This window comes from Methylobacterium sp. 1973 (genome assembly GCF_040545035.1).
Lineage (GTDB): Bacteria > Pseudomonadota > Alphaproteobacteria > Rhizobiales > Beijerinckiaceae > Methylobacterium > Methylobacterium fujisawaense.
This window is the reverse complement of record NZ_JBEPLA010000008.1, coordinates 19,206-41,545: the sequence shown is the minus strand read 5'-3', so window position 1 is coordinate 41,545 and position 22,340 is coordinate 19,206. Positions and strand designations below refer to the sequence as shown.

General features: G+C 67.5%; 18 protein-coding genes and 1 tRNA gene. 9 read left to right on the top strand and 10 right to left on the bottom strand.

Translation table 11 applies throughout. The annotated features are described in order from the left end of the window. The first annotated feature begins 90 nt into the window (after positions 1-90). Positions 91-1,167 (top strand): tartrate dehydrogenase, encoded by a 1,077-nt coding sequence (locus ABIC70_RS16650; protein WP_043350791.1) that lies wholly within the window; start codon positions 91-93, stop codon positions 1,165-1,167. Positions 1,168-1,279: 112 nt separating this feature from the next. Here ABIC70_RS16650 and ABIC70_RS16645 read toward each other — a convergent pair whose 3' ends face one another. Then, complete coding sequence (locus ABIC70_RS16645; RefSeq protein ID WP_354440208.1) at positions 1,280-2,335, bottom strand: zinc ribbon domain-containing protein; 1,056 nt, start codon at positions 2,333-2,335, stop codon at positions 1,280-1,282. 692 nt (positions 2,336-3,027) lie between these two features. On the opposite strand from ABIC70_RS16645, the gene ABIC70_RS16640 reads away from it, so the two are divergent. From ABIC70_RS16640 to ABIC70_RS16630, 3 genes are read left to right on the top strand one after another with little or no spacing between them, the layout of a single operon-like run. Next, positions 3,028-5,265: a TonB-dependent siderophore receptor gene (locus ABIC70_RS16640; protein WP_182591917.1), complete on the top strand. Its 2,238-nt coding sequence runs from the start codon at positions 3,028-3,030 to the stop codon at positions 5,263-5,265. Between the two features lie 42 nt (positions 5,266-5,307). Beyond that, complete coding sequence (locus ABIC70_RS16635; RefSeq protein WP_354440205.1) at positions 5,308-6,480, top strand: PepSY-associated TM helix domain-containing protein; 1,173 nt, start codon at positions 5,308-5,310, stop codon at positions 6,478-6,480. Next, positions 6,477-6,668: a hypothetical protein gene (locus tag ABIC70_RS16630; RefSeq protein ID WP_139231584.1), complete on the top strand. Its 192-nt coding sequence runs from the start codon at positions 6,477-6,479 to the stop codon at positions 6,666-6,668. The genes ABIC70_RS16635 and ABIC70_RS16630 overlap by 4 nt, the downstream gene beginning before the upstream one ends. Before the next feature lie 650 nt (positions 6,669-7,318). Here the strand turns inward: ABIC70_RS16630 and ABIC70_RS16625 are convergent. After that, complete coding sequence (locus tag ABIC70_RS16625) at positions 7,319-7,933, bottom strand: NIPSNAP family protein (protein ID WP_354440203.1); 615 nt, start codon at positions 7,931-7,933, stop codon at positions 7,319-7,321. A 159-nt stretch (positions 7,934-8,092) separates the two neighbouring features. Between ABIC70_RS16625 and ABIC70_RS16620 the strand changes: the two genes are divergently transcribed. Continuing rightward, on the top strand, positions 8,093-8,482 hold the full coding sequence (locus ABIC70_RS16620; protein WP_354440201.1) for a hypothetical protein: 390 nt from the start codon (positions 8,093-8,095) through the stop codon (positions 8,480-8,482). Positions 8,483-9,483: 1,001 nt separating this feature from the next. On the opposite strand, the gene ABIC70_RS16615 is transcribed toward ABIC70_RS16620, so the two are convergent. Both ABIC70_RS16615 and ABIC70_RS16610 read right to left on the bottom strand, forming a co-directional pair. Continuing rightward, on the bottom strand, positions 9,484-9,639 hold the full coding sequence (locus ABIC70_RS16615; protein WP_158713338.1) for a hypothetical protein: 156 nt from the start codon (positions 9,637-9,639) through the stop codon (positions 9,484-9,486). 189 nt (positions 9,640-9,828) lie between these two features. Next, positions 9,829-10,131, bottom strand: a complete 303-nt coding sequence (locus ABIC70_RS16610; protein ID WP_182591920.1) for a head-tail connector protein — start codon at positions 10,129-10,131, stop codon at positions 9,829-9,831. Between the two features lie 352 nt (positions 10,132-10,483). On the opposite strand from ABIC70_RS16610, the gene ABIC70_RS16605 reads away from it, so the two are divergent. After that, positions 10,484-13,165: a bifunctional diguanylate cyclase/phosphodiesterase gene (locus ABIC70_RS16605; protein WP_354440198.1), complete on the top strand. Its 2,682-nt coding sequence runs from the start codon at positions 10,484-10,486 to the stop codon at positions 13,163-13,165. 823 nt (positions 13,166-13,988) lie between these two features. Here the strand turns inward: ABIC70_RS16605 and ABIC70_RS16600 are convergent. Both ABIC70_RS16600 and leuC read right to left on the bottom strand, forming a co-directional pair. Then, positions 13,989-14,073, bottom strand: a tRNA-Leu gene (locus ABIC70_RS16600). 67 nt (positions 14,074-14,140) lie between these two features. Beyond that, entirely contained in the window at positions 14,141-15,553 is a 1,413-nt protein-coding gene (gene leuC, locus ABIC70_RS16595) for a 3-isopropylmalate dehydratase large subunit (protein ID WP_053610967.1), read from the bottom strand. Positions 15,554-15,795: 242 nt separating this feature from the next. On the opposite strand from leuC, the gene ABIC70_RS16590 reads away from it, so the two are divergent. Beyond that, complete coding sequence (locus ABIC70_RS16590; protein ID WP_354440196.1) at positions 15,796-16,767, top strand: 2-hydroxyacid dehydrogenase; 972 nt, start codon at positions 15,796-15,798, stop codon at positions 16,765-16,767. Further along, positions 16,764-17,651: an AprI/Inh family metalloprotease inhibitor gene (locus tag ABIC70_RS16585; RefSeq protein WP_354440194.1), complete on the top strand. Its 888-nt coding sequence runs from the start codon at positions 16,764-16,766 to the stop codon at positions 17,649-17,651. Before ABIC70_RS16590 ends, ABIC70_RS16585 begins: the two co-directional genes overlap by 4 nt. Before the next feature lie 19 nt (positions 17,652-17,670). On the opposite strand, the gene ABIC70_RS16580 is transcribed toward ABIC70_RS16585, so the two are convergent. The 4 genes from ABIC70_RS16580 to ABIC70_RS16565 form a co-directional block, all read right to left on the bottom strand. After that, a complete protein-coding gene (locus tag ABIC70_RS16580; RefSeq protein ID WP_354440192.1) occupies positions 17,671-18,285 on the bottom strand; it encodes a cytochrome b in 615 nt (204 codons plus the stop codon). Between the two features lie 67 nt (positions 18,286-18,352). Then, positions 18,353-18,940, bottom strand: coding sequence for an NAD(P)H-dependent oxidoreductase (locus ABIC70_RS16575; RefSeq protein ID WP_354440190.1), 588 nt, complete (start codon positions 18,938-18,940; stop codon positions 18,353-18,355). A 163-nt stretch (positions 18,941-19,103) separates the two neighbouring features. Continuing rightward, positions 19,104-19,790, bottom strand: a complete 687-nt coding sequence (locus ABIC70_RS16570; RefSeq protein WP_354440188.1) for a class I SAM-dependent methyltransferase — start codon at positions 19,788-19,790, stop codon at positions 19,104-19,106. Beyond that, positions 19,766-20,929, bottom strand: coding sequence for a glycosyltransferase (locus ABIC70_RS16565; protein WP_354440186.1), 1,164 nt, complete (start codon positions 20,927-20,929; stop codon positions 19,766-19,768). The genes ABIC70_RS16570 and ABIC70_RS16565 overlap by 25 nt, the downstream gene beginning before the upstream one ends. A 136-nt stretch (positions 20,930-21,065) precedes the next feature. Here ABIC70_RS16565 and ABIC70_RS16560 point away from each other — a divergent pair, with 136 nt between their 5' ends. Next, a complete protein-coding gene (locus ABIC70_RS16560; RefSeq protein WP_354440184.1) occupies positions 21,066-22,319 on the top strand; it encodes a DNA topoisomerase IB in 1,254 nt (417 codons plus the stop codon). Positions 22,320-22,340 lie beyond the last annotated feature (21 nt).

Genomic DNA, 22,340 nt, shown 5'->3' with positions numbered 1-22,340 from the left:
ACGAGCCCGGCGGATCGCCGAACTGCGGTCCCTCGTCTCGACGGGATCGGAAGCGGCGCCAGATCTCCCCGATACGCTCGGAGATCCCTCATGAAGACCTACACCATCGCCGCCATTCCTGCGGACGGCATCGGCGTGGAGGTCATCGCCGCCGGCATCGCGGTGCTCGACGCCCTCGCCGAGAAGGCCGGAACGTTCCGGTTCCGCTTCGACCACTTCGATTGGGGCTCGGACTATTACAAGACGCACGGCGTGATGATGCCGGCCGACGGCCGCGCGCAGATCCGGAACCACGACGCGATCTTCTTCGGCGCTGTGGGCGCGCCGGACGTGCCCGATCACATCAGCCTGTGGGGGCTGCGCCTCGCGATCTGCCAGCCCTTCGACCAGTACGCCAATGTCCGCCCGACCCGGATCCTTCCGGGCATCACCAGCCCGCTGCGTCACGTCTCGGGGCCGGAGCTCGACTGGGTGATCGTCCGGGAGAACTCGGAGGGCGAGTATGCGGGCGTCGGCGGCCGGGTCCACCAGGGCCACCCCAACGAGGTCGCCACCGATGTCTCGATGATGACCCGCTCGGGCGTCGACCGGATCATCCGCTACGCCTTCGAACTCGCCCGCTCCCGCCCGCGCAAGCGGCTCACGGTGGTCACCAAGTCCAACGCCCAGCGGCACGCCATGGTGATGTGGGACGAGATCGCCGCCGAGGTCGCCCGGGACTTTCCCGACGTCACCTGGGACAAGATGCTGGTCGACGCCATGACGATGCGCATGGTGATGAAGCCTGAGACCCTCGACACGATCGTGGCGACGAACCTGCACGCCGACATCCTGTCGGACCTCGCGGCGGCGCTCGCCGGGTCCCTCGGCATCGCGCCGACCGCCAACATCAACCCGGAGCGCACTTTCCCGTCCATGTTCGAGCCGATCCACGGCTCGGCCTTCGACATTGCCGGCCAGGGAATTGCCAATCCGGTCGCGACCTTCTGGACGGCGTGTCAGATGCTGGAGCACCTCGGCGAGAAGCCGGCGGCCGAGCGGCTGATGCGTGCGGTGGAGCGCGTCACCGCGGATCCGAGCCTGCACACCCCCGATCTGGGTGGACGGGCGACGACGCGACAGGTCACCGACGCGGTCATCGCGGCGATCCGGGGCGACAACGCCTGAGGGGTGCCGGGCCGGATCGCCGCGTTCCGCGTCGCGCCTGCGGGGACGATCCGGCGGCACATCGTCGATCCGCGATGCAGTGCGATGGTCCGGGCGGGCGGCGGCGCGCCCGCTACGGGATCGGGGTCGCGAGATCCGGGCTCGGGGTGCCGCAGGCCCGGCAGAAGCGCTCGAAGGTGCTCTTGCGATGCGTGCAGGACGGGCACTGTGCGAAGATGCCGAGCCCGCAATGGGGGCAATAATTCGTGCTCGCATCGTCGAGGGCGAGCGGCCGCTCGCAGCCGGGGCAGACCTTCTTGGCGAGACGGGCCAGGGCTTGGTCGGTGGCGATCTCGGTCCGCCGCTCGGCGTCCGGTCGCGCCTCCACGACGGCCTGTCGCGCGCGGTAGGCGTGCAGGGCATTGATCGCAGCGCGGCCCGCGACCAGGGTCACGATCACGCCGACGCCGTACTGCACGTAGCCGCCGTAGCTCGGCATGTACGGCACGAGTTCGACGAAGAAGGCGAAGGCCGCCGCCAGGGCGAAGCCCCAGACGAACGGCCAGTTGCGGGTATGCCGCCGTTTGAGCAGGAGCCATCCGGCCAGGGCCAGCAGCGGCAGCGTCAGGGCGAGCCGGTAGGCGAAGACGCGCAACTCCTGGCCGCGCTCGGCCGCGTCGAGCTGCTTCTGCGCCGCCGCGCGCAGCTCGTCGTCCATCCGCAGCCGCGTCGCCTCCCGCTCGGACTGGTCGAGTCCCGCCTGCGCCCGGGCCGCGAGGCGCTCCTCGATGGTGCGCTCGGCGGCCTTCAGGGCGTCGAGTTGCTGCGTGCGCGCGATCAGGCCGGGATCTTGGTCGACCCGCTGCGTGGCGTCCCGGGTCTTCAGCCAGTTGGCGAAGGTCTCGCGCGCCCCCTCCGAGGCGGACTGGGCCGCCTCGAGGGCGAGGCGATCCTGCTCGACCTGCCGCCGGTTGTCGTCCTGCTCCCGACGGATCTGCTTCAGGGCCTCGGCCGAGGCTCTGGCCTGATCGGTGTCGAGGAACTGCTCGAGGGTATAGCGGTGCTCGACCTGCGGCAGATCGCCGACGACCAGCGATCCCAGCCCGATGAGAAACCACGCGAAGACCACCGCGACGAGCCAGAGCGCCAGCGTGAACCAGCGTTCGGAGAGTCTTGAACCGGACCGCACGCGAATCGCCCTCGCCGAAAACCCAAGCGGGGCTTTATAGCGTGCGGCGGTCGGCGGGATATGCGGGCGGGACGCTCGGGATCGGCAGACCTCAGAAACAACAAAGCTCGCCCATGCGTCGGCGGGCTGCTGTCAGGCATTTGGTGCCCAGGAAAGAAGTGAAATAACTGAGTAAAAATAAGGCTCATGTGGCTTGGTGCGGGAGAAGCCTAGCCTTTGAGGCGCAAACTTTTTCGACGATCTGTCCCGTGCCGACTTCGGCGGATTGGCCGGGATGCTTCATCGGTAATCGGTTCGGTGAAGGGCGGCTTTCGACCCAACCGGCCGCGCAGGCTCCTGCGACGCCGACCTGAAAGCGGACCGCGGCTTGTCCGAGAATGAAGGATTCGCCGATTGCGGCCCAATCGCTCCCGGACATGAATTTGGAAAACTGACTTTACCGCGTTACCTGTCGCGAAATATGAGAAGGAATTCTTTCAGTCTGCGGATCGGATCCGACGTGGGAAATATTGCCTGTCAGGAATTTCTTCGACCGCGATGCTGGATCGAGCGGCCAGAGTTTTAAAGTTCAGAATCGATCCAAATTTGAAACACTCTAAACGTGTGATTTTTGACACATTCTCGGATTGCTAAGCACTTCGATCCAAGATCAACATCGCGGAGCCTGCTCTCGATGCGTCTCTGCGTGATCTATGGTCAACCGCTCCTCGCTCCTTAGCCTTCTCGTCGCGTCGACCGCGATCACCAACGCTGCAGTGGCGCAAGATGCCGCCGTACAGCTCAACGAGATTTCGGTGGAGGCTGCCCGCCCGGCTACCGTCAACGCGGCAGGTGCCGGGCTTGGCGGTGCTAACGTCAGTGGTGGTGACGGCAACAGTGCGGCCACCAGTGGCGGCGGTGGTGGACCCTCCGGTGTGAGCGGCTACGTCGCTCGCGTAAGCCCCACCGCCACCAAGACCAACACGCCGTTGATCGAGACGCCGCAATCTGTCTCGGTCGTGACCCGGGAACAGCTCAACGACCGGAACGTGCAGGATCTCAATCAGGCGCTGTCCTACGTGCCGGGCGTTTCCGCCAACGTGTTCGGCTTCGACCCGCGCAACGACGCCTTCTACGTGCGCGGCTTTGCGGAGTATTACGATGGCGTCTATCGCGACGGCTTGCGCCAGCCGGGCGTCGGTCTGATCATACCGCGCACCGAGCCCTACGGATACGAGGCGCTGACCATCCTGCGCGGGCCGGCCTCCGGCCTCTACGGCCTCGGCTCCCCCGGCGGCATCGTCGACATCACCTCGAAGCGCCCTGTCTTCGTCCCCTTCGGCGAGGTCTGGTTCCAGGGAGGCAACTTCGACCGCTACCAGGGCAATTTCGACGTCGGCGGCCCGGTCGAGGGCTCGAATGGCACCATGGCCTACCGGTTGACCGGCATCGTGCGCCAGTCCGACACCTTCCTGCCCGGCGCCGTCGACGACCGCCAGATGATCGCGCCTTCGTTCACGTGGCGCCCCGACTCCGACACGAGCTTCACCCTGCTCAGCGAGTACCTGCACACCAATCTTCCCGGCACCGCGTTCTTCTACAACGAGCCGGGCTTCAAGGTGACGCGGCTCTACGGCGGCGATGCGGGGTTCAACAAGACGAGCCAGCAGCAGTACCGCATCGGCTACGCCTTCGAGCACAAATTCTCGCCCGATCTGATCTTTCGACAGAATTTCCGGTATCAGGATGCGGCGGTCAGCTTTCCGTTCACCGCCTTCACCGGCGTGACTGGATTGACGGCACAACGCTATGCCGGCCTCTACAAGGACAAGATCAAATCCGCCGTCGTCGACACCCAGCTTGAGGGTCACTTCTGGACGGGCCCGGTCGCCCACACGGTGATCGGTGGCGTCGACTACGCCCATTACGACTATGATCGCCGCTATGGCTTGAACTTCAACGTGCCCGACCTCAGCCTCGCGGGCGTGACCGATTTTTCGAACTTCCGCTACCGGACGTTCATTGCACGCCCGCCACTGACGAGCGGTTCTGGCCAGAGCCAGGACCAGATCGGAGTCTACCTGCAGGAGCAGGCGAAGTGGGACCGCTTCGTCCTGACGCTGACGGGGCGGCACGACTGGGTCTTCCAGAGCACGTCGAGCTTCACGAATCTCGTGCCCGGCACGCCGCGGGACCAGAATGACGGAGCCTTCACCGGCCGGGTCGGCCTCAACTACCTCCTGACACCCGCCTTCGTGCCCTACGCGAGCTACGCCACGACTTTCACGCCGCAGGTCGGTGTCGATTCCAATGGCCGCCCCTTCAAGCCCGCCACCGGTGACCAGATCGAGGCCGGCGTGAAGGTCGCGATCCCCAACACCAACATCACCGGATCGTTCGCCGGCTTCGACATCGTCCAGACCTCGATCCTGCGCCAGGACCCGACCAACATCGCCAATCAGGTCGCCACCGGCTCGGTCGAATCCAAGGGCTTCGAAGCCGAGCTGACAGCGAGCTTCGCGCCGGGCACCAACCTGACGCTGGCTTACACGCATCTCGACGTGCGCTTCCTGCGCCAGACCTCGCTGGTCACGGGACAGCCGATCGACGGCAACAGCTTGTCTGGCATCCCGGGCAACACCTTCACAGCCTTCGCGACTTACCTGTTCCCGCCGGGCTCGATGCTCTCCGGCCTTCAGGTCGGCGGCGGCGTCCGCTTCGCCGGCACCAGCTACGCCGATGACGAGAACACGGTGCGCAACCCGACCGTGACGCTGTTCGACGCGGTGCTCGCCTACGATTTCGCGGCGCTCGACCCGAAGTACAAAGGCTTCCGCGCGCAGATCAACGCACAGAATATCTTCGACCGCGACTACACGAACTGCCAGGCCGGCTTCTGCTATCGCGGTGCGCCCGCGACGGTGATCGGCAGCTTGATCTACCGATGGTAGAGCTGCATTGCACCGGCGTGCAACCTTCGTCACGAGCGCGCGATGATTAGCGTCTCGCTCGGCGCGGCCCGGCGTCTCCGCGCATTCCGGCTATGGTCGCTGATCCATACATGGACAAGCCTCGTCAGCATGGCGTTCCTGTTGCTGCTGTGCCTGACCGGATTGCCGTTGATCTTCCACCATGAGCTCAACCATGCCCTCGGCTACGAGGCCGCGGTGCCGGACCTGGCTCCGGGAACTCCGTTCGTCCCGCTCGATCGGATCGCCGCCGCAGCGATCGCGCACAAGCCCGGTGAGGTCCTGCAATTCCTCTACTTCGACCCTGACGAGACGAACACCGTTCTCGCCGGCCTGGGTAAGACCCTCAAGACGGCCCCGAGCGACAGCTTCGTCGTTCTCGACAGGCGCACGGCGCAGGTTCTAGCCGACGACAAGCCCGGCGCCGGGCCGATCGGCTTCCTGCTTCAGCTCCATACCGACATGTTTCTCGGTCTGCCCGGCAAGCTGTTCCTCGGGGCGATGGGTCTCGTGTTTGCCGCCGCGATCATCTCCGGGATCGTGCTCTACGGGCCTTTCATGAAGAAGCTCGACTTCGGTACGGTCCGGCGAAAGCGGTCAAGTCGGATCAAATGGCTCGATTGGCATAATCTGATTGGTATCTCGACGCTGGTCTGGGCCCTCGTCGTTGGCACGACCGGTACGGTCAACACCTGGGCCGACCTGATGCTCAAGATGTGGCAGGGCGGCCAGCTCGCCGAGATGACGGCTCCCTATCGCGACGTGCCGCGCCACCTGACGCTCGTCTCCCTCGATGCCGCGATGTCGACGGCGCGGACCGCGGCCGGGACGATGACGCCTCGGCTGGTCGCCTTCCCGGGTACGGGCTTCAGCAGCAACAATCACTACGCCGTGTTCATGGCCGGGAGCACGCCGCTGACCGCGCGTCTGCTCATGCCGGCGCTGATCGATGCCGGGACCGGACAGCTCACGGACATGCGCGCGATGCCTTGGTATATCCAGGCGCTATTCCTGTCCCAGCCCCTGCACTTCGGCGATTATGGTGGCCTGCCGCTCAAAATCATATGGGCGGTGCTGGACGTGGCGACGATCGTCGTCCTCGCCTCAGGTCTCTATCTCTGGCTCGTTCGCAGGCGCTCGGCGCTGCCTCGCCTGACGGCGAGCCGGACGCTCACGACGGCGGAGCCGGGTGAATGACGGCCACGAGAGGTGCCCCACATCGCATTTGGCCGATCCCGGCGATGATCGCGGCCGGGACGCTGATCAGCCTCGTCGGTGCGCTCGTCGCGGACGGCATCTGGGACCGGCTTGCCGCGCTCCTTCTGCTCGTCATGTCCCTCTACGTGCTCGCTGCGGGGCTGCGCTTGCGTGAGAACGGACGTTAGCTGCCAGCAATCGTGAACGGCAAAGTCTGCCATGCGAGAGATCAATCCGACACTGACCTACCAAGAGGCTATGCGCTTCATACGTCTCCGGAGGCGGGCGAAACGGCAAGGCCTCAAGCTGACGCGGTCGCGCTGGCACCAGCCGTATATCCGGAACCGCGGTGGCTTAGCCCTGCTCAACAGTCAAAATGAAGTCATCGCTGGCGACGGCTACAGCTTGGACTTGGACGCAGTGGAAAATCTTCTGTCCACCACGATCAACCACGGCGCGATCCCGCTCCCACAACAGACTCGAAAATCTGGGCCACGCGGTGTCGAGGAGGCCGAAGCTGGAGGCGCCGTCTTTCAACGCATATCGTGGAGTTGGGCGGAGGGTACTGCTGGTCGTTTGTCGCGCTCGACGTCTGCTGCCGAGAATTGACCGAGGTGCCTCGGATTATCGAGAGGGGCGCAAGTCCGCCGACCACCCCAATCTCCGCACGTCCGTGTTTGCGGCAGCAGTTCTGGTCAGCGGACAGGCGGGAAACCAACCCAGGCGGCCTTCCCGCTTTCGACCCCTGCCGGTCATACGGAAGGTCGCCAACGCAACCCGAAAGCAGTCATCTGCGAGCCACCCTCAGGGTCGTTTGAGAGCGGAGACGAAGGATGATTCAGGCCAGGGGAGATGGCCCCTGTGGAAGCGCAATAGTCGAAGTTGCTTCGGCAATCTGCTCCGGGCCTCCCTTGGGCGGCCAGACAGCGGCACCATAAGCCCAAGAGCGTAACTCGGTCCGTTCCTTCAAGCTCGTGAAGACCCAAATGTGTGTGATCCGCGGTGCTCCATCGAGAGCGTACATGTTCGCGACGAGATGCTCGGTATATTCACGTGCGGGTGCGATAGCCGCTTCCCAACCCGCGAGCGTTGGCGGCAGCCCGCCGGGCTTCAAGCGGTAGGTCCGGAACTCGTACACCCCGCCACGGTCCCCGGTCCGGATCGGCGGCAGAAAGGCGAACGGCGCATAGCTGTCCATTTCCAGCGCCGTCACCACGCTCCCCGCATTGAACGGGTTAGCACTCAGAAGCGCCCGGCGGCGCTCGGCGGTCATATCTTCCGGTGCCTCGAACCCGCGCAGCACGATCAGGCGACCGAGTGTCCCTATCTCGGTCCGCCAGCAGCCGAACAGTTCACCCTTGGCCTCCGCGTCGTTCACCCAGTCATAAACCCCGTCGGATGCTCGATCGATTGCGAGCAACGGGCACGAAAGGGTAGCGAGTTCGTAGAGCATGGGGACCTCGGCGTTGCACCTTCAAACCGAGAGAGCGCTGTTCGTTTCAATGGGTCTGATCTGCACCTGCCACGGGTCGGAAGCGCGAAAAGCGCCATGGCTGCCGGGCAAGATCTTTGATTTCTGCCTGTACGCTCACGCTGGCAGGGTTGCCGTCTGATGTGCCGCCGGCTCCAGATCCTGATTGCATTGACCCTCTTCGCTTTTCCAGTTCAGGCCGCCGGCCCTGGACGGCAGGCGACCGGCATCTTCGAGCGCAAGGAAGATGGATACGAGCAGGGCGTCGTCGTGAAGGCGTCCGGTGCGTCCGGCTATGTCGCCGAGTTCTCGGTCGGGTCCAGAGGCTGCGGTGGTGGTGTGACCATGAAGGGCCGATCGACCGGGCCTCGTACGATCCTCTTCAGCAAGACCGAGAACGGACAGACTTGCCGGATCATGGCCCGTTACAGCCCCGACCTTCGATTGGTCGCTCTGGAGGAGGACGGCTGCCTGGCGTGGCACGGCGCCTCGTGTGAATTCCAGGGCACGCTGACGCGCAAGGGTCGATAACGGGCTCCGAAATCGTCACGCCGCCCCGTGTGGCGCGGGCGCCATCGCCGGGAATCGGCCGCTCGGCCCCGCCCCAATCTGCTCACGGGGCGGGGGAGCGCCTGATCTCACCAACGTCTGGGCCGGGCCGATACTTAAGGTGGCTCGGGCTCAGGACGTCCGCGGCGATCACCGGGCCATACCGGCCGGGCTCAGGATGGTACCGCACCGGGTATCGGGGCACGAAGCAGTTCAGCGCGGCGGCGGCGAGGCTGAAGATTGGTCCGGGAAGAGGCGGGCAGAGCGTTGCAAGCGGTGGGCTCATTGCCTCACGGACGGCGCAGGCGGGGCCGCATAACGCGACGTCGTTCATCACCGAGTTTGGGCGACCGCACCTTATTGACATCAGCACCGACACAGACCGCGCGCAAATCAGATATCGAATACGGAGTCGGAGCCAATCCGCGCTCGGTTTATTGACCTGCGGAGTGACGGCCTATATTTGCGGATCGCAACGGGATGGAGTCATTGAGCCCGAGTACGATTGAGGGGGTGGAACGTGCGTGTCAGCGATCTTACCGGCCCGGTCCTCGCAGGATTTAAAGAGTTCCGTATGGTTTGCAGGTCTGCAAATGCTGACAAGATCGGCGATCCAGGCCAGGCCCTGTATGGCATGGTCTACCCTGGGCGCGGTGAATTGTATAATTGTGCACCCTACAAGGTCCGAAAATTCTTCGCGAGCCTGGCATACGCGGCATCTCTGAGCTCGGAAAATCCAGAGTTTTCTTATCCGTCTGAACGTGAGCCCGGCTGATTGGTTGGGTCGATTTTTCGACCCGTGGTTGTGTTCGAGCGTTCAAGAGTGCGAGCCAACCGCGGATGAAAAAGCCCCGCGCGGCGGTGCCGGCGGGGCTGCGTGAATCCCTGGGAGGCGTGCTGGGCCAGCGCAAGCCGCGGGCCAGCCGACACGAAAAGGCCCGCGCCGGCGGACCGGGCGGGCCGAGATCTTCCGAGGGGTGAAATCAGCTGAGTGCGAGCAGGGCCCGCAGTCCGCTGATTTGGTCCGCGTAGCGATGCGCCCCGCCGATCATCGCCCCGTTCTCGTCGGTAATGTACCAGCCGCTGTGAACGGGGCTGCCCGGTTTCTCGTGGAAGTCGATGTAGGTGACCTTCAGCATGTCATGGCCCCCTCAAAGGCATGTGTGGGGACAATGGGACTTGGCAGAGGGTCGTTCCGACGGCTGCGCTTGAGTCCGCAAATAAACCGCCGCGGCCGGAGCCGGGCGGTTCACGGTGGTCTTTTCGGGGCATGTCGAGGCCCGGTCTGCGCGCGGGCAGACGGCGCGGTTTCGAGTCTCCGATCGGGCTCAGCGCCCCGCCAGCCCGATCTTCGCCAGCATGATCCCCCCGAAGGCCAGCAGCACCGCCGAGGCCAGCCCCCAGCCGATCTTGCGCAGGTCGCGCAGGTGCCCGACCATCAGCAGGATCGCGTGCCGGATCGGCGCCGGGACCGTGCTGCGTCCGTCCATCACAGGGTAGCCGGCTCGGTAGCACACCGTGACGGTGCCGGATTCCTGGTCCGGCGTCTCGTCCACGAGGCACGTGGCGGGCGGGCACGGATAGACCCGGTCATCGGGATCGAGGTCGGCCGGGAAGGCGGTTTCGAGCACCTGCTCGCCGAGCGAACGCCTGTCCCAGCCGTCCGAGCCGTTATCGGCAGGTCCCGAAAACGGGCGTCTCGCCCTGGCAACGATGTCTTAGTCGGTTGTGTGCGATCGGCTTGTCCAGAGGTGCGCCAGGGGTCGGCGGAGAGGCTTCGCCGGTCACCTGCCCTGAACGATCACCATGCTCCATGTCCCGACCCGGCTAGGTCCGCCAAGCTCGACACGCGCGACGGCAGGACCCTGAACGACCGCCGAGGGCTGCGAGCCGCGCGTGCCATGGACTAACCGCCTCGATCGACGTTTTCGCCTTTTGCTTCCAGTCTGAATAAAGTTGAACATCAGTGCCAGGGTTCCATTGATGTTCGGATCACCTGTTCGATCCTATGCCGCTCTCGTTACGTCACTGGTCGTTCTGGCCTTTGCGATTGTGTCAGGCGCGATCGTCTTCATCGCCGACATGTACGGTCAGGCGCTGCAGGATACCGAACGCAACCTCATCGGACTCTCCACGATCCTCGCTGATCAGGCCGATCGCTCGCTCCAGGCCCTCGAGATCGTTCAAGAAGCCATCATCGAGGATATAGCCGGCGCAAAGGTCTCGACTCCCGCGGAGTACGCGGCGGCGGCGAGCCGGCGCGACTTACATGAGGCACTCAAAGCGCGCGTCGCGGCATTGCCACAGGTCAACGCGGTCACGATCATCGATCACGCCGGCCAGCTCCTGAACTTCAGCCGCTTCTGGCCGATCCCGAACGTCAACATCGCAGATCGGGATTACTTCAAGGCACTCGCTGCGGACCCGAAGCTGCAACGCTTCATCAGCCAACCGGTGCAGAACCGCGGCGACGGCGCTTGGACGATCTACATCGCCCGGAAGGTCACGGCGCCCGACGGAACGTTCCTCGGCCTCGTGCTCGGCGCGATCGAGCTCGGCTATTTCGAACGACTGTACCGGCAGATCGCACCGACCGACGACGCTGTTGTCTCGGTCTTCCGCCACGACGGGATGCTGCTCGTCCGTCATCCCTATCGGGATAACGTGATCGGCAAGATCCTGCCGACCACGGGGGCCGCGCGGATCGCCCAGACGAGTCCTCTGGGCGGCGTGATGCGCAACGTGAGCCCCGTGGATGATCAAGAACGCATCATCGCGACGAAGGCTCTCGCCGGCTACCCGCTCATTCTGAGCATCAGTCGCACGACGCAAGCGTGCCTGGCCCCCTTCCGCCGGCAGGCGCTCGCGGTCGGTGCAGCAACGGCACTCCTTCTGGTGTGCATCGCGGCCCTGTTTCGGCTCTTTCTTCGGGGGGCGAGCGCCGAGCGGCGGATCGCGAGCGCCGAAGAACGCGCCCGCAGCGAGCGTGACTTACGCGCCCATTACGAGCGGTTCGGCGTCGCTCTCGACAATATGGTCCAGGGGCTCTGCCTGTTCGACGCCGACGAGCGGCTCGTCATCCTGAACGCGCGCTTCGCCAGTCTCTACGCAATCCCCGATCACCTTCGGCAACCCGGCACGAAAGCCGAGGATCTCCGCAGGTTCGTGCTGGCGCAGCACCGCGGCTCAGGAGGTCCCTGGGAAGCCGTGCTGACGCCGCCATTGCCCCGGGTGCCTTCGGACACGGCGAGCGTCATGCATCTCACCGACGATCGGGACATCAGCGTCCTCCGCGTGCTCCTTCCGGACGGAGGCTGGATATCGACGCACGAGGACATCACGGAGCGCCGTCGGAGCGAAGCGCGTTTGCGCTTCCTGGCGCGGCACGACGTCCTGACCCAATTGCCGAATCGCCTGCATTTCGAGGAGGTCGTCGAGCTTGAGTTGGCGGCAAGCGCCGATCGGGCCGAGGATGTGGCCCTCCTCTGTCTCGACCTCGACGGCTTCAAGCAGGTCAACGATCTGTTCGGCCATCCGGCCGGAGACCGCCTGCTGATCGAGGTCGCCGCGCGCTTGAAGGGATTGATCGGCGCGCGCGGCGCGGTCGCGCGCCTCGGCGGCGACGAATTCGCGGTGCTGGCGACAGATCTCGCCGCCACCGGGCACGCTGCCGCGAGGGCCCAGGCGATCATCGAGGCGATCTCTGCGCCCTACGCCGACGGCGAGCTGCGGTATTCCGTCAGTTGCAGTGTCGGGATCGCTCTCTTCCCCCACGATGGCGACACCTACGACGCCCTGCTGTCCGCTTCCGATATGGCGCTGGTGCGCGCCAAGAAGGAAGGCAAGGGAACCTACCGCTTTTTTGAGGCGGAGATGGATAAGGCAGCGTTTGAGCGGCACCGATTGGCTCTGGACCTGCGCGCGGCGATCGGGACCGGACAGTTCGCGCTGCACTACCAGCCCCAGTTCAGAGTCGCCTCGGATCGCGCCTGCGGCTTCGAAGCGCTTCTGCGATGGACTCATCCGACCCGTGGGACGATTTCGCCTGCGCAGTTCATACCGCTGGCAGAGGAGACCGGGGCGATCCTCCCGCTCGGCGAGTGGGTTCTCCGTGAGGCTTGCCGCGAGGCTGCGCGTTGGGCCTTGCCCCTCGGCATCGCCGTCAATCTCTCGATCGCGCAGCTCCAGCAAGCCGACCTGTGCGATGTCGTCGGTGCGGTGCTCAAGGAGACCGGACTGAAGGCCGACCGTCTCGAACTCGAGGTGACCGAGAGCCTCTTTCTGAAGGGTTCGGCACGCGCGCAGGAGACACTGCGCGACCTGAAGGCGCTCGGTGTGCGCATCTCGATGGATGATTTCGGAACGGGATACTCATCCCTGGCGACGTTGGAGGCTTTTCCGTTCGACAAGATCAAGATCGATCGGTCGTTCGTGTGGCAGATCGGCGTGACGAGCAAAGGCGGCGCGATCGTCCGGGCAATCCTCAGTCTCGGTGAGAGCTTGGACATTCCGGTCATTGCGGAGGGCGTCGAGACAGAGGCGCAGCTGACGTTTCTACGGCAGCACGGGTGTGCAGAGATACAAGGCTATCTGCGCGGCAAGCCGCAGCCGATCGACTCCTATCGCGCACTCGTCGATCTCGATCGCGACCTCGAGGTCGCTTAGCGACCTTTGCCCGTGCTCCGGGCGCGATTCATCATTGCTCCTGCATTCCTCAGATCTCCGTTCGCTCGATGCGCGGCCGGCGAGCGGTCCGACCATCATTTGTCCCTTCCGGTCAGAGCGACCCCCGGGCGACACATCGGATCGCAGCCGTGCGGACGGCCCCGTAGGGCGCCGGCTGGTGCCGTCCGATCCGACCCGGGGCGTGTCGCTCCTCTCGGGCCGGAACGATGCGGGCGGCTTCCAAGCCTGGACCGGAGAGGAATTGGCGCGGTTCGAGGCCTGCTGGCCGGTCGGCACCCGCAGCGCCTCGCCTTCGATCTGCTGCTCTACACCGGCCTGCGCCGCGGCGACGCGGTTCGGCTCGGCTGCCAGCACGTCCGGAACGGTGAATTCCCCATCCGCACCGAAAGACCCGGATGGTGGTGATCGCGCCGATCCTGACAGCCCTCGCCGCGTCGATCGCCGCGGGGCCGACGGGCGATCCGTCGTTCATCTGCACCGAGCGCGGAGAGCCGTCCACCAAGGAATCGTTCGGCACGTGGGTCGGGAAGGTCTACCGCGAGGCCCAATGCCCGGGTCCGGCTCATGGGCTGCGGAAGGCCGGAGCGCGTCGCGCCGCCGAGAACGGGGCGACAGAGGCGCAACTCGACGCCCTGTTCGGTTGGGCCGACGGAAGTTGGGAGAGCGCAACCTACACGTGGACGACCAACCGGGCTCGGATGGCCCGCGAGGCGCGCAGAACTCTCGCCCCCTGGGCCCAGGAATTCCGTATCTCAGAAACAACAAAGCCCGCCAATGCATTGGCGGGCTGCTGTCAGGCATTTGGTGCCCAGGAAAGGACTCGAACCTTCACCTCTCGCGAGACTGGTACCTGAAACCAGCGCGTCTACCAATTCCGCCACCTGGGCTTGCCGTCGGCCATCGGCCGGCGACGGCTCCGTTTAGGCAACCGAGCCGCCGCCGTCAATCGGGATTTCAACCCTGCGGCCATTCCCGGATGTCGACGAATCGTCCGGCCACGGCCGCAGCCGCCGCCATCGCGGGCGAGACCAGATGCGTGCGCCCGCGCGGACCCTGGCGGCCCTCGAAATTGCGGTTCGAGGTCGAGGCGCAGCGCTCGCCCGGCCGCAGCTTGTCCGGGTTCATGCCCAGGCACATGGAGCACCCCGGCTCCCGCCAGTCGAAGCCCGCCGCCTTCAGGATCTTGTCGAGGCCCTCGGCCTCCGCCTGCGCCTTCACGAGGCCAGAGCCCGGCACGATCATCGCCGAGACGCCCTCGTGCACCTTGCGGTCGCCGACGACCCGCGCGACCTCGCGCAGATCCTCGATGCGGCCGTTCGTGCAGGATCCGATGAAGATCCGGTCCAGGGTGATGTCGGTGATCTTGGTGCCCGGCGTCAGGCCCATATAGGCGAGCGCCTTCTCCTTCGACTGCCGCTTGTTCTCGTCGACGATCTCGGACGGGTCCGGCACGCGGCCCTGGATCGAGATCACGTCCTCGGGGCTCGTGCCCCAGCTCACCAGCGGCGGGAGGGCGGCCGCGTCGAGGCGCACCTCGCGGTCGAAATGGGCGCCGTCATCCGTGACGAGGCTCTCCCAGTACCGCCGCGCCGCGTCGAAGGCCGCTCCCTTGGGTGCCTTCGGCCTGTCCTTCACGTACGCGAAGGTCGTCGCGTCGGGAGCCACCATGCCGGCGCGGGCACCGCCCTCGATCGACATGTTGCAGATCGTCATCCGGCCTTCCATCGAGAGGGCGCGGATCGCCTCGCCGGCATACTCGATGACGTGGCCGGTGCCGCCAGCCGTCCCGATCTCGCCGATGATCGCCAGGATGATGTCCTTCGCGGTCACGCCCGGCGGCAGCGTCCCGTCGACGGAGACGCGCATGTTCCGGGCCTTGCGCTGCACCAGCGTCTGGGTGGCCAGCACGTGCTCGACCTCCGAGGTGCCGATGCCGTGGGCCAGCGCCCCGAAGGCCCCGTGCGTCGAGGTGTGCGAATCGCCGCAGACGATCGTCTGCCCGGGCAGCGTGAAGCCCTGCTCGGGGCCGATGATGTGGACGATGCCCTGGCGCCGGTCGAGGGCGTCGTAGAACTCGATGCCGAAATCGCGGACGTTCTCGGCGAGCGCCTCGAGCTGCGTGCGGCTCTCAGGGTCGTCGATGCCCTGCGTGCGGTCCGATGTCTGGACGTTGTGGTCCACCACGGCGAGCGTCTTTTCCGGGTGGCGCACCTTCCGGCCGGCCACGCGGAGACCCTCGAACGCCTGCGGGCTCGTCACTTCGTGAACGAGGTGACGGTCGATGTAGAGGAGGCTGGAGCCGTCCGGCTGAACATCGACGACGTGGTCGTCCCAGATCTTGTCGTAGAGGGTGCGCGGGCTGGTCATCGGTCTTCGTCTTCGGAGATGGGATCGGTTCAGAACTCTCGCGATGATGCGTGGTCCTTAGTAGGCATCGCGCGCGGTTTTCGAAAGAGGCGAGCCCTGTCCCGGTCGATTGGCCGCCCGGCTGATCCGTGCGGTTGTCACCGCGGGCGGCCCGGCGCGCTGGCGCGCGACCCCGCACAGGCTCTATGCCGGGACGATGGCGGGGGCCGGCGCGGACGAACGGCCGAACATGGGAGTGAACGATGGCTGAGGCCCCGGTCGAGATCCTGTTGCTCCGGAAGATGCATCCGCTCGTCGAGGCGGCCTTCGAGGGGCGGCACAGGGTCCACAGGCTGTCGGAGGCCGCGGATCCCGAGGCCCTGCTGGCCGAGATCGGCCCGCGGGTCCGCGCGCTCTGCGTCGGCGGTCACGTCAGCGTGGACGGGGCGCTGATGGACCGGCTGCCGAACCTGGAACTCATCGCGAATTTCGGGGTGGGCTACGATGCCGTCGACGCCGTGGCGGCGCATCGGCGCGGAATCATCGTCACCAACACGCCGGACGTTCTCACCGACGAGGTCGCCGACCTCGCCCTCGGCCTCGTCCTCGCGACCCTGCGGAAGATCCCCCAGGCCGACCGCTACCTGCGCGCCGGCCACTGGCCCAAGGCCCCCTTCCCGCTCACGGCCTCCTTGCGCGGGCGGCGGGTCGGCATCCTCGGTCTCGGCCGGATCGGGCGGGCGATCGCCCACCGCCTGAAGAGCTTCGGCGTCGCGATCGACTATCACGGCCGCAGCCGGCAGGCGGACATTCCCTACACCTATCACGATACCCTGATCGGCCTCGCCCACGCGGTCCATATCCTGATCGTGGTGGCGCCCGGCGGGCCCGAGACGCGCAATCTCGTGAACGCCGACGTCCTGGAGGCGCTCGGCCCTGAGGGCATCCTGATCAACGTCGCCCGGGGGACGCTCGTCGACGAGGCGGCGCTGACCGCAGCGCTGACGGCGGGCACGATCCTGGGCGCCGGCCTCGACGTGTTCGAGAACGAGCCGCACGTCCCGGCGGACCTCGCCGCCCTCGACAATACGGTCCTGCTGCCGCATGTCGGGTCGGCCTCCGAGCACACCCGCGCGGCGATGGCCCAGCTCGTCGTCGACAACGTCGTCTCGTGGTTCGAGGGACGGGGCCCGCTGACGCCCGTCGCCGAGACACCCTGGAGACCGAACGCGTGACACCGGCACAGGCCGCCCGACTGGCCGCATCCGCCCTCATCGCAATGGGCGCGGTCGCCCGGCCTGCCGCCGCGCAGGACGTGCCGGCCGCGACCGTCGAACCGGGGGCTCCGCCGGCCGCGGAGACGCTCGCCGCGCCGCCCGTCCCGTCCGCGCCGCCCAGCCTGCCCGAAAGGCTCGGTCAGGCGCCGGGGACGTGGGACCTGTCCCGTGACGGCACCAACCGCCGCTGCGTCATGACCCTGGTGCTGGACAGCGGCGATGCGGGCCAAAGGTTGCGCTTCCCGGCCGGATGCCGCCGGGCCCTGCCCGTCCTGAACGGCGTCGCCGGCTGGCTGTTCGTCGAAGGGAACGTCCGCTTCGTGGACCGCAATGTCCGCCCCGTCCTCGAATTCACCCGGCGGCCGGACCAGCGCAGCCTCGTCGCGCTGGCCGAGGACGGTAACCGCTACAGCCTCGTCCCCCTCGACATCGTGGCCATGCGTCCGGCCGGCGCCGCAGGCTCGCCCGAGTCCGAGCCGGCCGTGGCAGCCAGCCCGAACCCCGCCCCGCTCCAGGCCGCCGCCCCGGTTCCGGCTGAACTGCAGCCGGCGGCGACCGCTTCGGCGGCCCCCGCACCGGGTCTCTATGCCCTCGACCGGTTCCAGCAGCGCGACACCTGCCGGATCACCCTCGATGGCACCGGCGGCGGCGTGCACATCGTCCCGGGCTGCCACGACAGCGGCCTGGAGGTGTTCGATCCGGTCCGCTGGCGCTACGCGAACGGGCGGATGACGCTGACCGCCAAGCGCGGCCACAGCATCGACCTCGTGCCGAGCGGCGACGGGCGCTGGCGGCGCGAACCGGAGGTCGGCACCGCCTTCGTCCTGCGCCGCGTCGACTGAGTGCGCCGCGGGGTTTCCGTCAGCGGGACGACCCGCGACCGTCCTGTACCGGCAGCATCCGCTCCAGAAGTCCGTCCCGCCGGATGATCAGGTGCCACACCGTCCCGGCGACATGCAGCAGGACCAGGGCGTAGACGAGCCACTGGCCGAAGACGTGGATCGCCTCGAAGATCTTCTGGGTCGCGTCGTCCTTCGGCAGCCCCGGGACCGTGAACAGCCAGAAATACGGCGTGTCGCGACCGGACAGCGCGCTGAGCAGGTACCCGCTGATCGGCATGATCAGGAAGATCGCGTACAGGAGATAGTGATTGACGCGGCCGATCAGCGTCAGGAGCCGGGGCGCCTGCGGATCCGGCGGCGCCGGCCGGATCATCCGCCAGACGATCCGCAGGACCACGATCGCCAGGATCGTGAGGCCGACCGATTTGTGCAGCACGAACATGCTGCCCTTGGCCGGTGTCGGCGGCAGGCTGATCGCGACCCAGGCGAGCGGCAGGACCGCCAGGACAAGGGCCGCGCTCAGCCAGTGCAGCGCCTGCGACACCGGATGGTAGCGCGGCAGGCCGGATGCCGTGACGTAGGTTGCGGGCAGTGCTGTCGCCGCCTTGCCGGCCGTGATCGGAGAACCTGACATGATCCCTCGCGGGTGAGCGTGGTCCGCCTTCGATCTAGGGCCCGCGGCAGGCCGGGGGAGTCTCGCGTCAGTCGGATGCGCCGGGTCCGGCCGTCCGCGCCACGTCGAGCAGGGCGGCAAGCTCCGCAGCCGCGGCGCGGATCCGGGCCGCCACGGTCTCGTCGACGATGCGGCCATCCACCAGGTCGTCGGATCCGGCATAGACGGAGGTCGGCGCGACATGCGCGGCGAAGAAGCCGAACAGCGGCCGGAGCCCGTGCTCGACCACCAGGGCGTGGCGAAGGCCGCCGCCCGTCGCGGTGAGGGCCACCGGCATGCCGATCATCTGGGCGGGATCGACGAAGTCGAACACGTGCTTGAACAGCCCGGCATAGCCGCCCTGATAGACCGGCGTCCCGACGATGAGGGCGTCCGCTCCTTCGATCGCCTCGACCAGGCGCAGGGCCGGTGCCGACAGCGCGTCCCGCTGCGTGGCGCCGAGGCCCGGGCCGGCATCCATCAGGTCGTAGACGGCGAGATCGATCCCGCGGAGGCGTCCGAGTTCGGCGCCGAGCGCCTCGACCAGGATGCGGGTGCGCGAGGGCCGCTTGGCGCTCCCCGAGAAGGCGACGATGCGGGCAACGCTGGGCTTCACACTCGACTCGACACTCACCACGAAACCTTCCGCCGCAGCATGCCCCGATCCGGGCCTTCGCAAACTCTGGCGCATGCGCGGCACGCGACACGAGTGGTTTTGACGGTAGCGCATTCCCGCGCCGTATAAACCCTCGGCGGGGCCGCATGGGCGGCGGTCCGACGCGACCGTCTCGGGCAGCCCCTCATCCGCGCAGCCGCCAGACATGGCTGCGCTTGATCTCGGCATCCTCCAGCGAACGCGAGACCGGCACCGCATAGGTGGCGAGACAATCGAGGCGGTCGCGCGGCAGGTACGTGCGGCCCGGATCGCCGATCAGCACCGTGACGCCCCGCGCCTGCAAACCGGAGAGCCAGGCGGTCACGGCCCCGGCGAGGTCGCGCTCGTAGAACACGTCGGCGGCCAGGACGAGGTCGACCTGCGGATCGCGGCCGAGGAGGTCGTCGCAGACCGGGGTGATCCGTCCGCCAACCCCGTTGGCCTCGGCGTTGAGGCGGATCGCCGCCGTGGCGAAGGGATCGAGGTCGCTGGCCACGACGTGGTCCGCTCCGGCGAGCGCGGCGGCGATCGCCACCAAGCCGGATCCCGAGGCGAAATCCAGGACGCGGGCCCCGTCCGCGACGTCGGGGTGGTCGAGGACGTACCGGGCGAGCGCTTGCCCGCCGGCCCAGGCGAAGGCCCAGAACGGCGGCGGCAGCCCGATCTCCTGCAACTCCTCCTCGGTCCGCTGCCAGAGGTCCGTCGCCTCGTCGGCGACGTGCAGATGGATCTCGGGTGCATGGGGCACGGGCAGCAGACGGGTGTTGGCCCGGATGAATCCGGCGGGATCGTCCGGTGCGCGCACGATCAGGCCTCCAGCAGGTCGCGCCATATGGCGCGGACATGGTCGGTCACCGCAGCCTCGGTGAAGCCCCCGGTCTCGATCCGGGTTCGTGCGGCCGCGCCCAGGCCGGCGACGAGGCCGGCATCCCCGCTCAGGCGCGCGAGGGCGGCGGCCAGGGCCGGCGCGTCGTTCGGAGGAACCAGCAGGCCCTCGACGCCATCGCGCACGAGGCTGCGGCAGCCCGGGACGTCGGACGCGACCAGGGCCCGGCCGCAGGAGGCCGCTTCCAGCAGCGTCCGCGGCAAGCCCTCGCCGCCGCGAGACGGCAGGCAGGCGACATGGTGGCCGGCCCAGACCGCCGCCACGTCGGTCGTCGGCCCGTGCCAGACGATGCCGTCGCGGCTCCACGCACGCAGGGTCCCCTCGTCGATCGCCCGCCGGTTCGATGGGTCCGGCGCACCATACAGCGCCAGCTCGACCGGCGCGCCCTGGGCCCGGGCGAGGCGGACCGCCTCGACGGCGACGTCGATCCCCTTCGACCAGAGCATGCGGGCGACCACGGCCACCCGGAGCGGCGGAATGGGCGGCAGCGGGCGCGGGACGAACGCGGCCGGATCGACGCCGGCGCCGCCCACCACGGTCACGGACTGCTCCAGCGGATCGAGACCCAGGGCCCGGGCATCGTCCGGGTTCTCGAACAGGAAGCGGGTTCGGGACGAGGCCAGTGGGCCGCGGATCAGTGTCCGCAGGGCGAGGCGGGCCGCCCGCCCCAGCCGGTCGCCCCGGGCCCCGACGAGGCCGAGGCCGGTCAGCGCGTAGACCCGGGACGGGATGCCCGCCATGGCGGCGGCGGTGCCGCCGACCAGGATCCCGCGGAGGGCGATGCAGTGGACGATGTCGGCCTTGAGGGCCTTGAGGATGGCCGCGAGCTGCCCGGCCGCGTAACCCGCGGCCATCGGGTTGAGGCTCGCCCGCTCGGCTTCCAGGGGCACGACCTGCGCGCCGGTCGCCTCGATGACGGCGCGATGGGCCCGGACCCGCGTCACCACCGCGACCGCGAGGCCCATGGCGATCGCCGCGCGGGCCATCGGCAGGAAATGCGAGGCGAAGAACCAGTCCTCGGTCACCACGAAGACCAGACGGCGCATCGGAACGGGCCTGTTCCCGGGGGTGGCTTCGGACTGCATCCGATCCCTCTAGCACGTCGGCGCGGATCGTCCTGCGACGGATGTGCTGCCCCGGAACGGCGATCCGGGGATGCCAGTTGATCGAGGCCTTCCCGCCGGGCGGTCAGCCGGGCGGCGTAGATGGGAGGGGTGGCGCATGGCGGGTGTCGAGACGGCGGAAAACGGCGGAGACCTCCGTGCGGCGGCGGCGGAGGCCGGCCTCGTCTACGTCGATGATGGCCGGCCGGGCCTGTCGCGCCGCCGCAGCGGCTCCGGCTTCCGCTACCTCGACGCGAAGGGCGCCCCGGTGCGCGACAAGGCGAAGCTCGCCCGCATCCGCGCGCTGGCGATCCCTCCGGCCTACACGGATGTCTGGATCTGCCCCCGCAGCAACGGCCACATCCAGGCGACCGGCCGCGATGCCAAGGGCCGCAAGCAGTACCGCTACCACCCGGATTTCCGGCAGGCGCGAGAGGCCAACAAGTTCTCGCGGATCATGGCCTTCGCGGACGCCCTGCCGGGCATCCGCCGGCGGGTCGATGCCGACATGAAGCGGCCGGGCCTGCCCCGCGAGAAGGTGCTGGCCACCGTGGTCCACCTGCTCGAGACCACGCTGATCCGCGTCGGCAACGACGATTACGCGCGGACCAACAAGAGTTACGGCCTGACGACCCTGCGCGATCCCCATGTGCGGATCGCGGGTTCGGCCCTGTCGTTCCGGTTCAAGGGCAAGAGCGGCAAGATCTGGGACGTGTCGCTGAAGGATCGGCGCGTCGCCCGGATCGTGAAGGCCTGCCAGGACCTGCCTGGACAGGAGCTGTTCCAGTACCTCGATCCGGACGGCACGCAGCGCGACGTCACCTCCTCGGACGTGAACGCGTATCTGCGGGAGATCACCGGCGAGGACTTCACCGCCAAGGATTTCCGGACCTGGGCCGGTACGGTGCTGGCGGCGCTGGCGCTGCGCGAGTTCGAAAGCTTCGACAGCGAGGCGGGGGCCAAGCGCAACATCCGCGCGGCCATCGAGAGCGTCGCCGGCCGCCTCGGAAACACCCCGACGATCTGCCGCAAGTGCTACATCCACCCGCAGATCCTCGACTGCTATCTGGAGGGTGACCTGCTCCTGCAGGTGAAGGGCGCGGTCGAGTCCGAGCTGAGCGAGGATCTCTCCCGGCTGCGGCCGGAGGAGGCGGCGGTGCTGGGGCTGCTCCAGGCGCGGCTGTCCGCGGCCGGGGATAGCGTCCGGGCCGGGGCGCGGGTCAAGCCGGCGGGAACGCGCATGCGCGGCTCGAAGAAGCCGCGGGATAAAGTTGCGGCGCCGACGACCGCTTCCAAGACGTCCGGCATGGCCGAGACCGCGCCGAAGGCCAAACGGACTTCCCGGGTCCGCAGGAAGGCTGCGGCTGCTTAGGGGGGCGGTCCCGGCGGGACC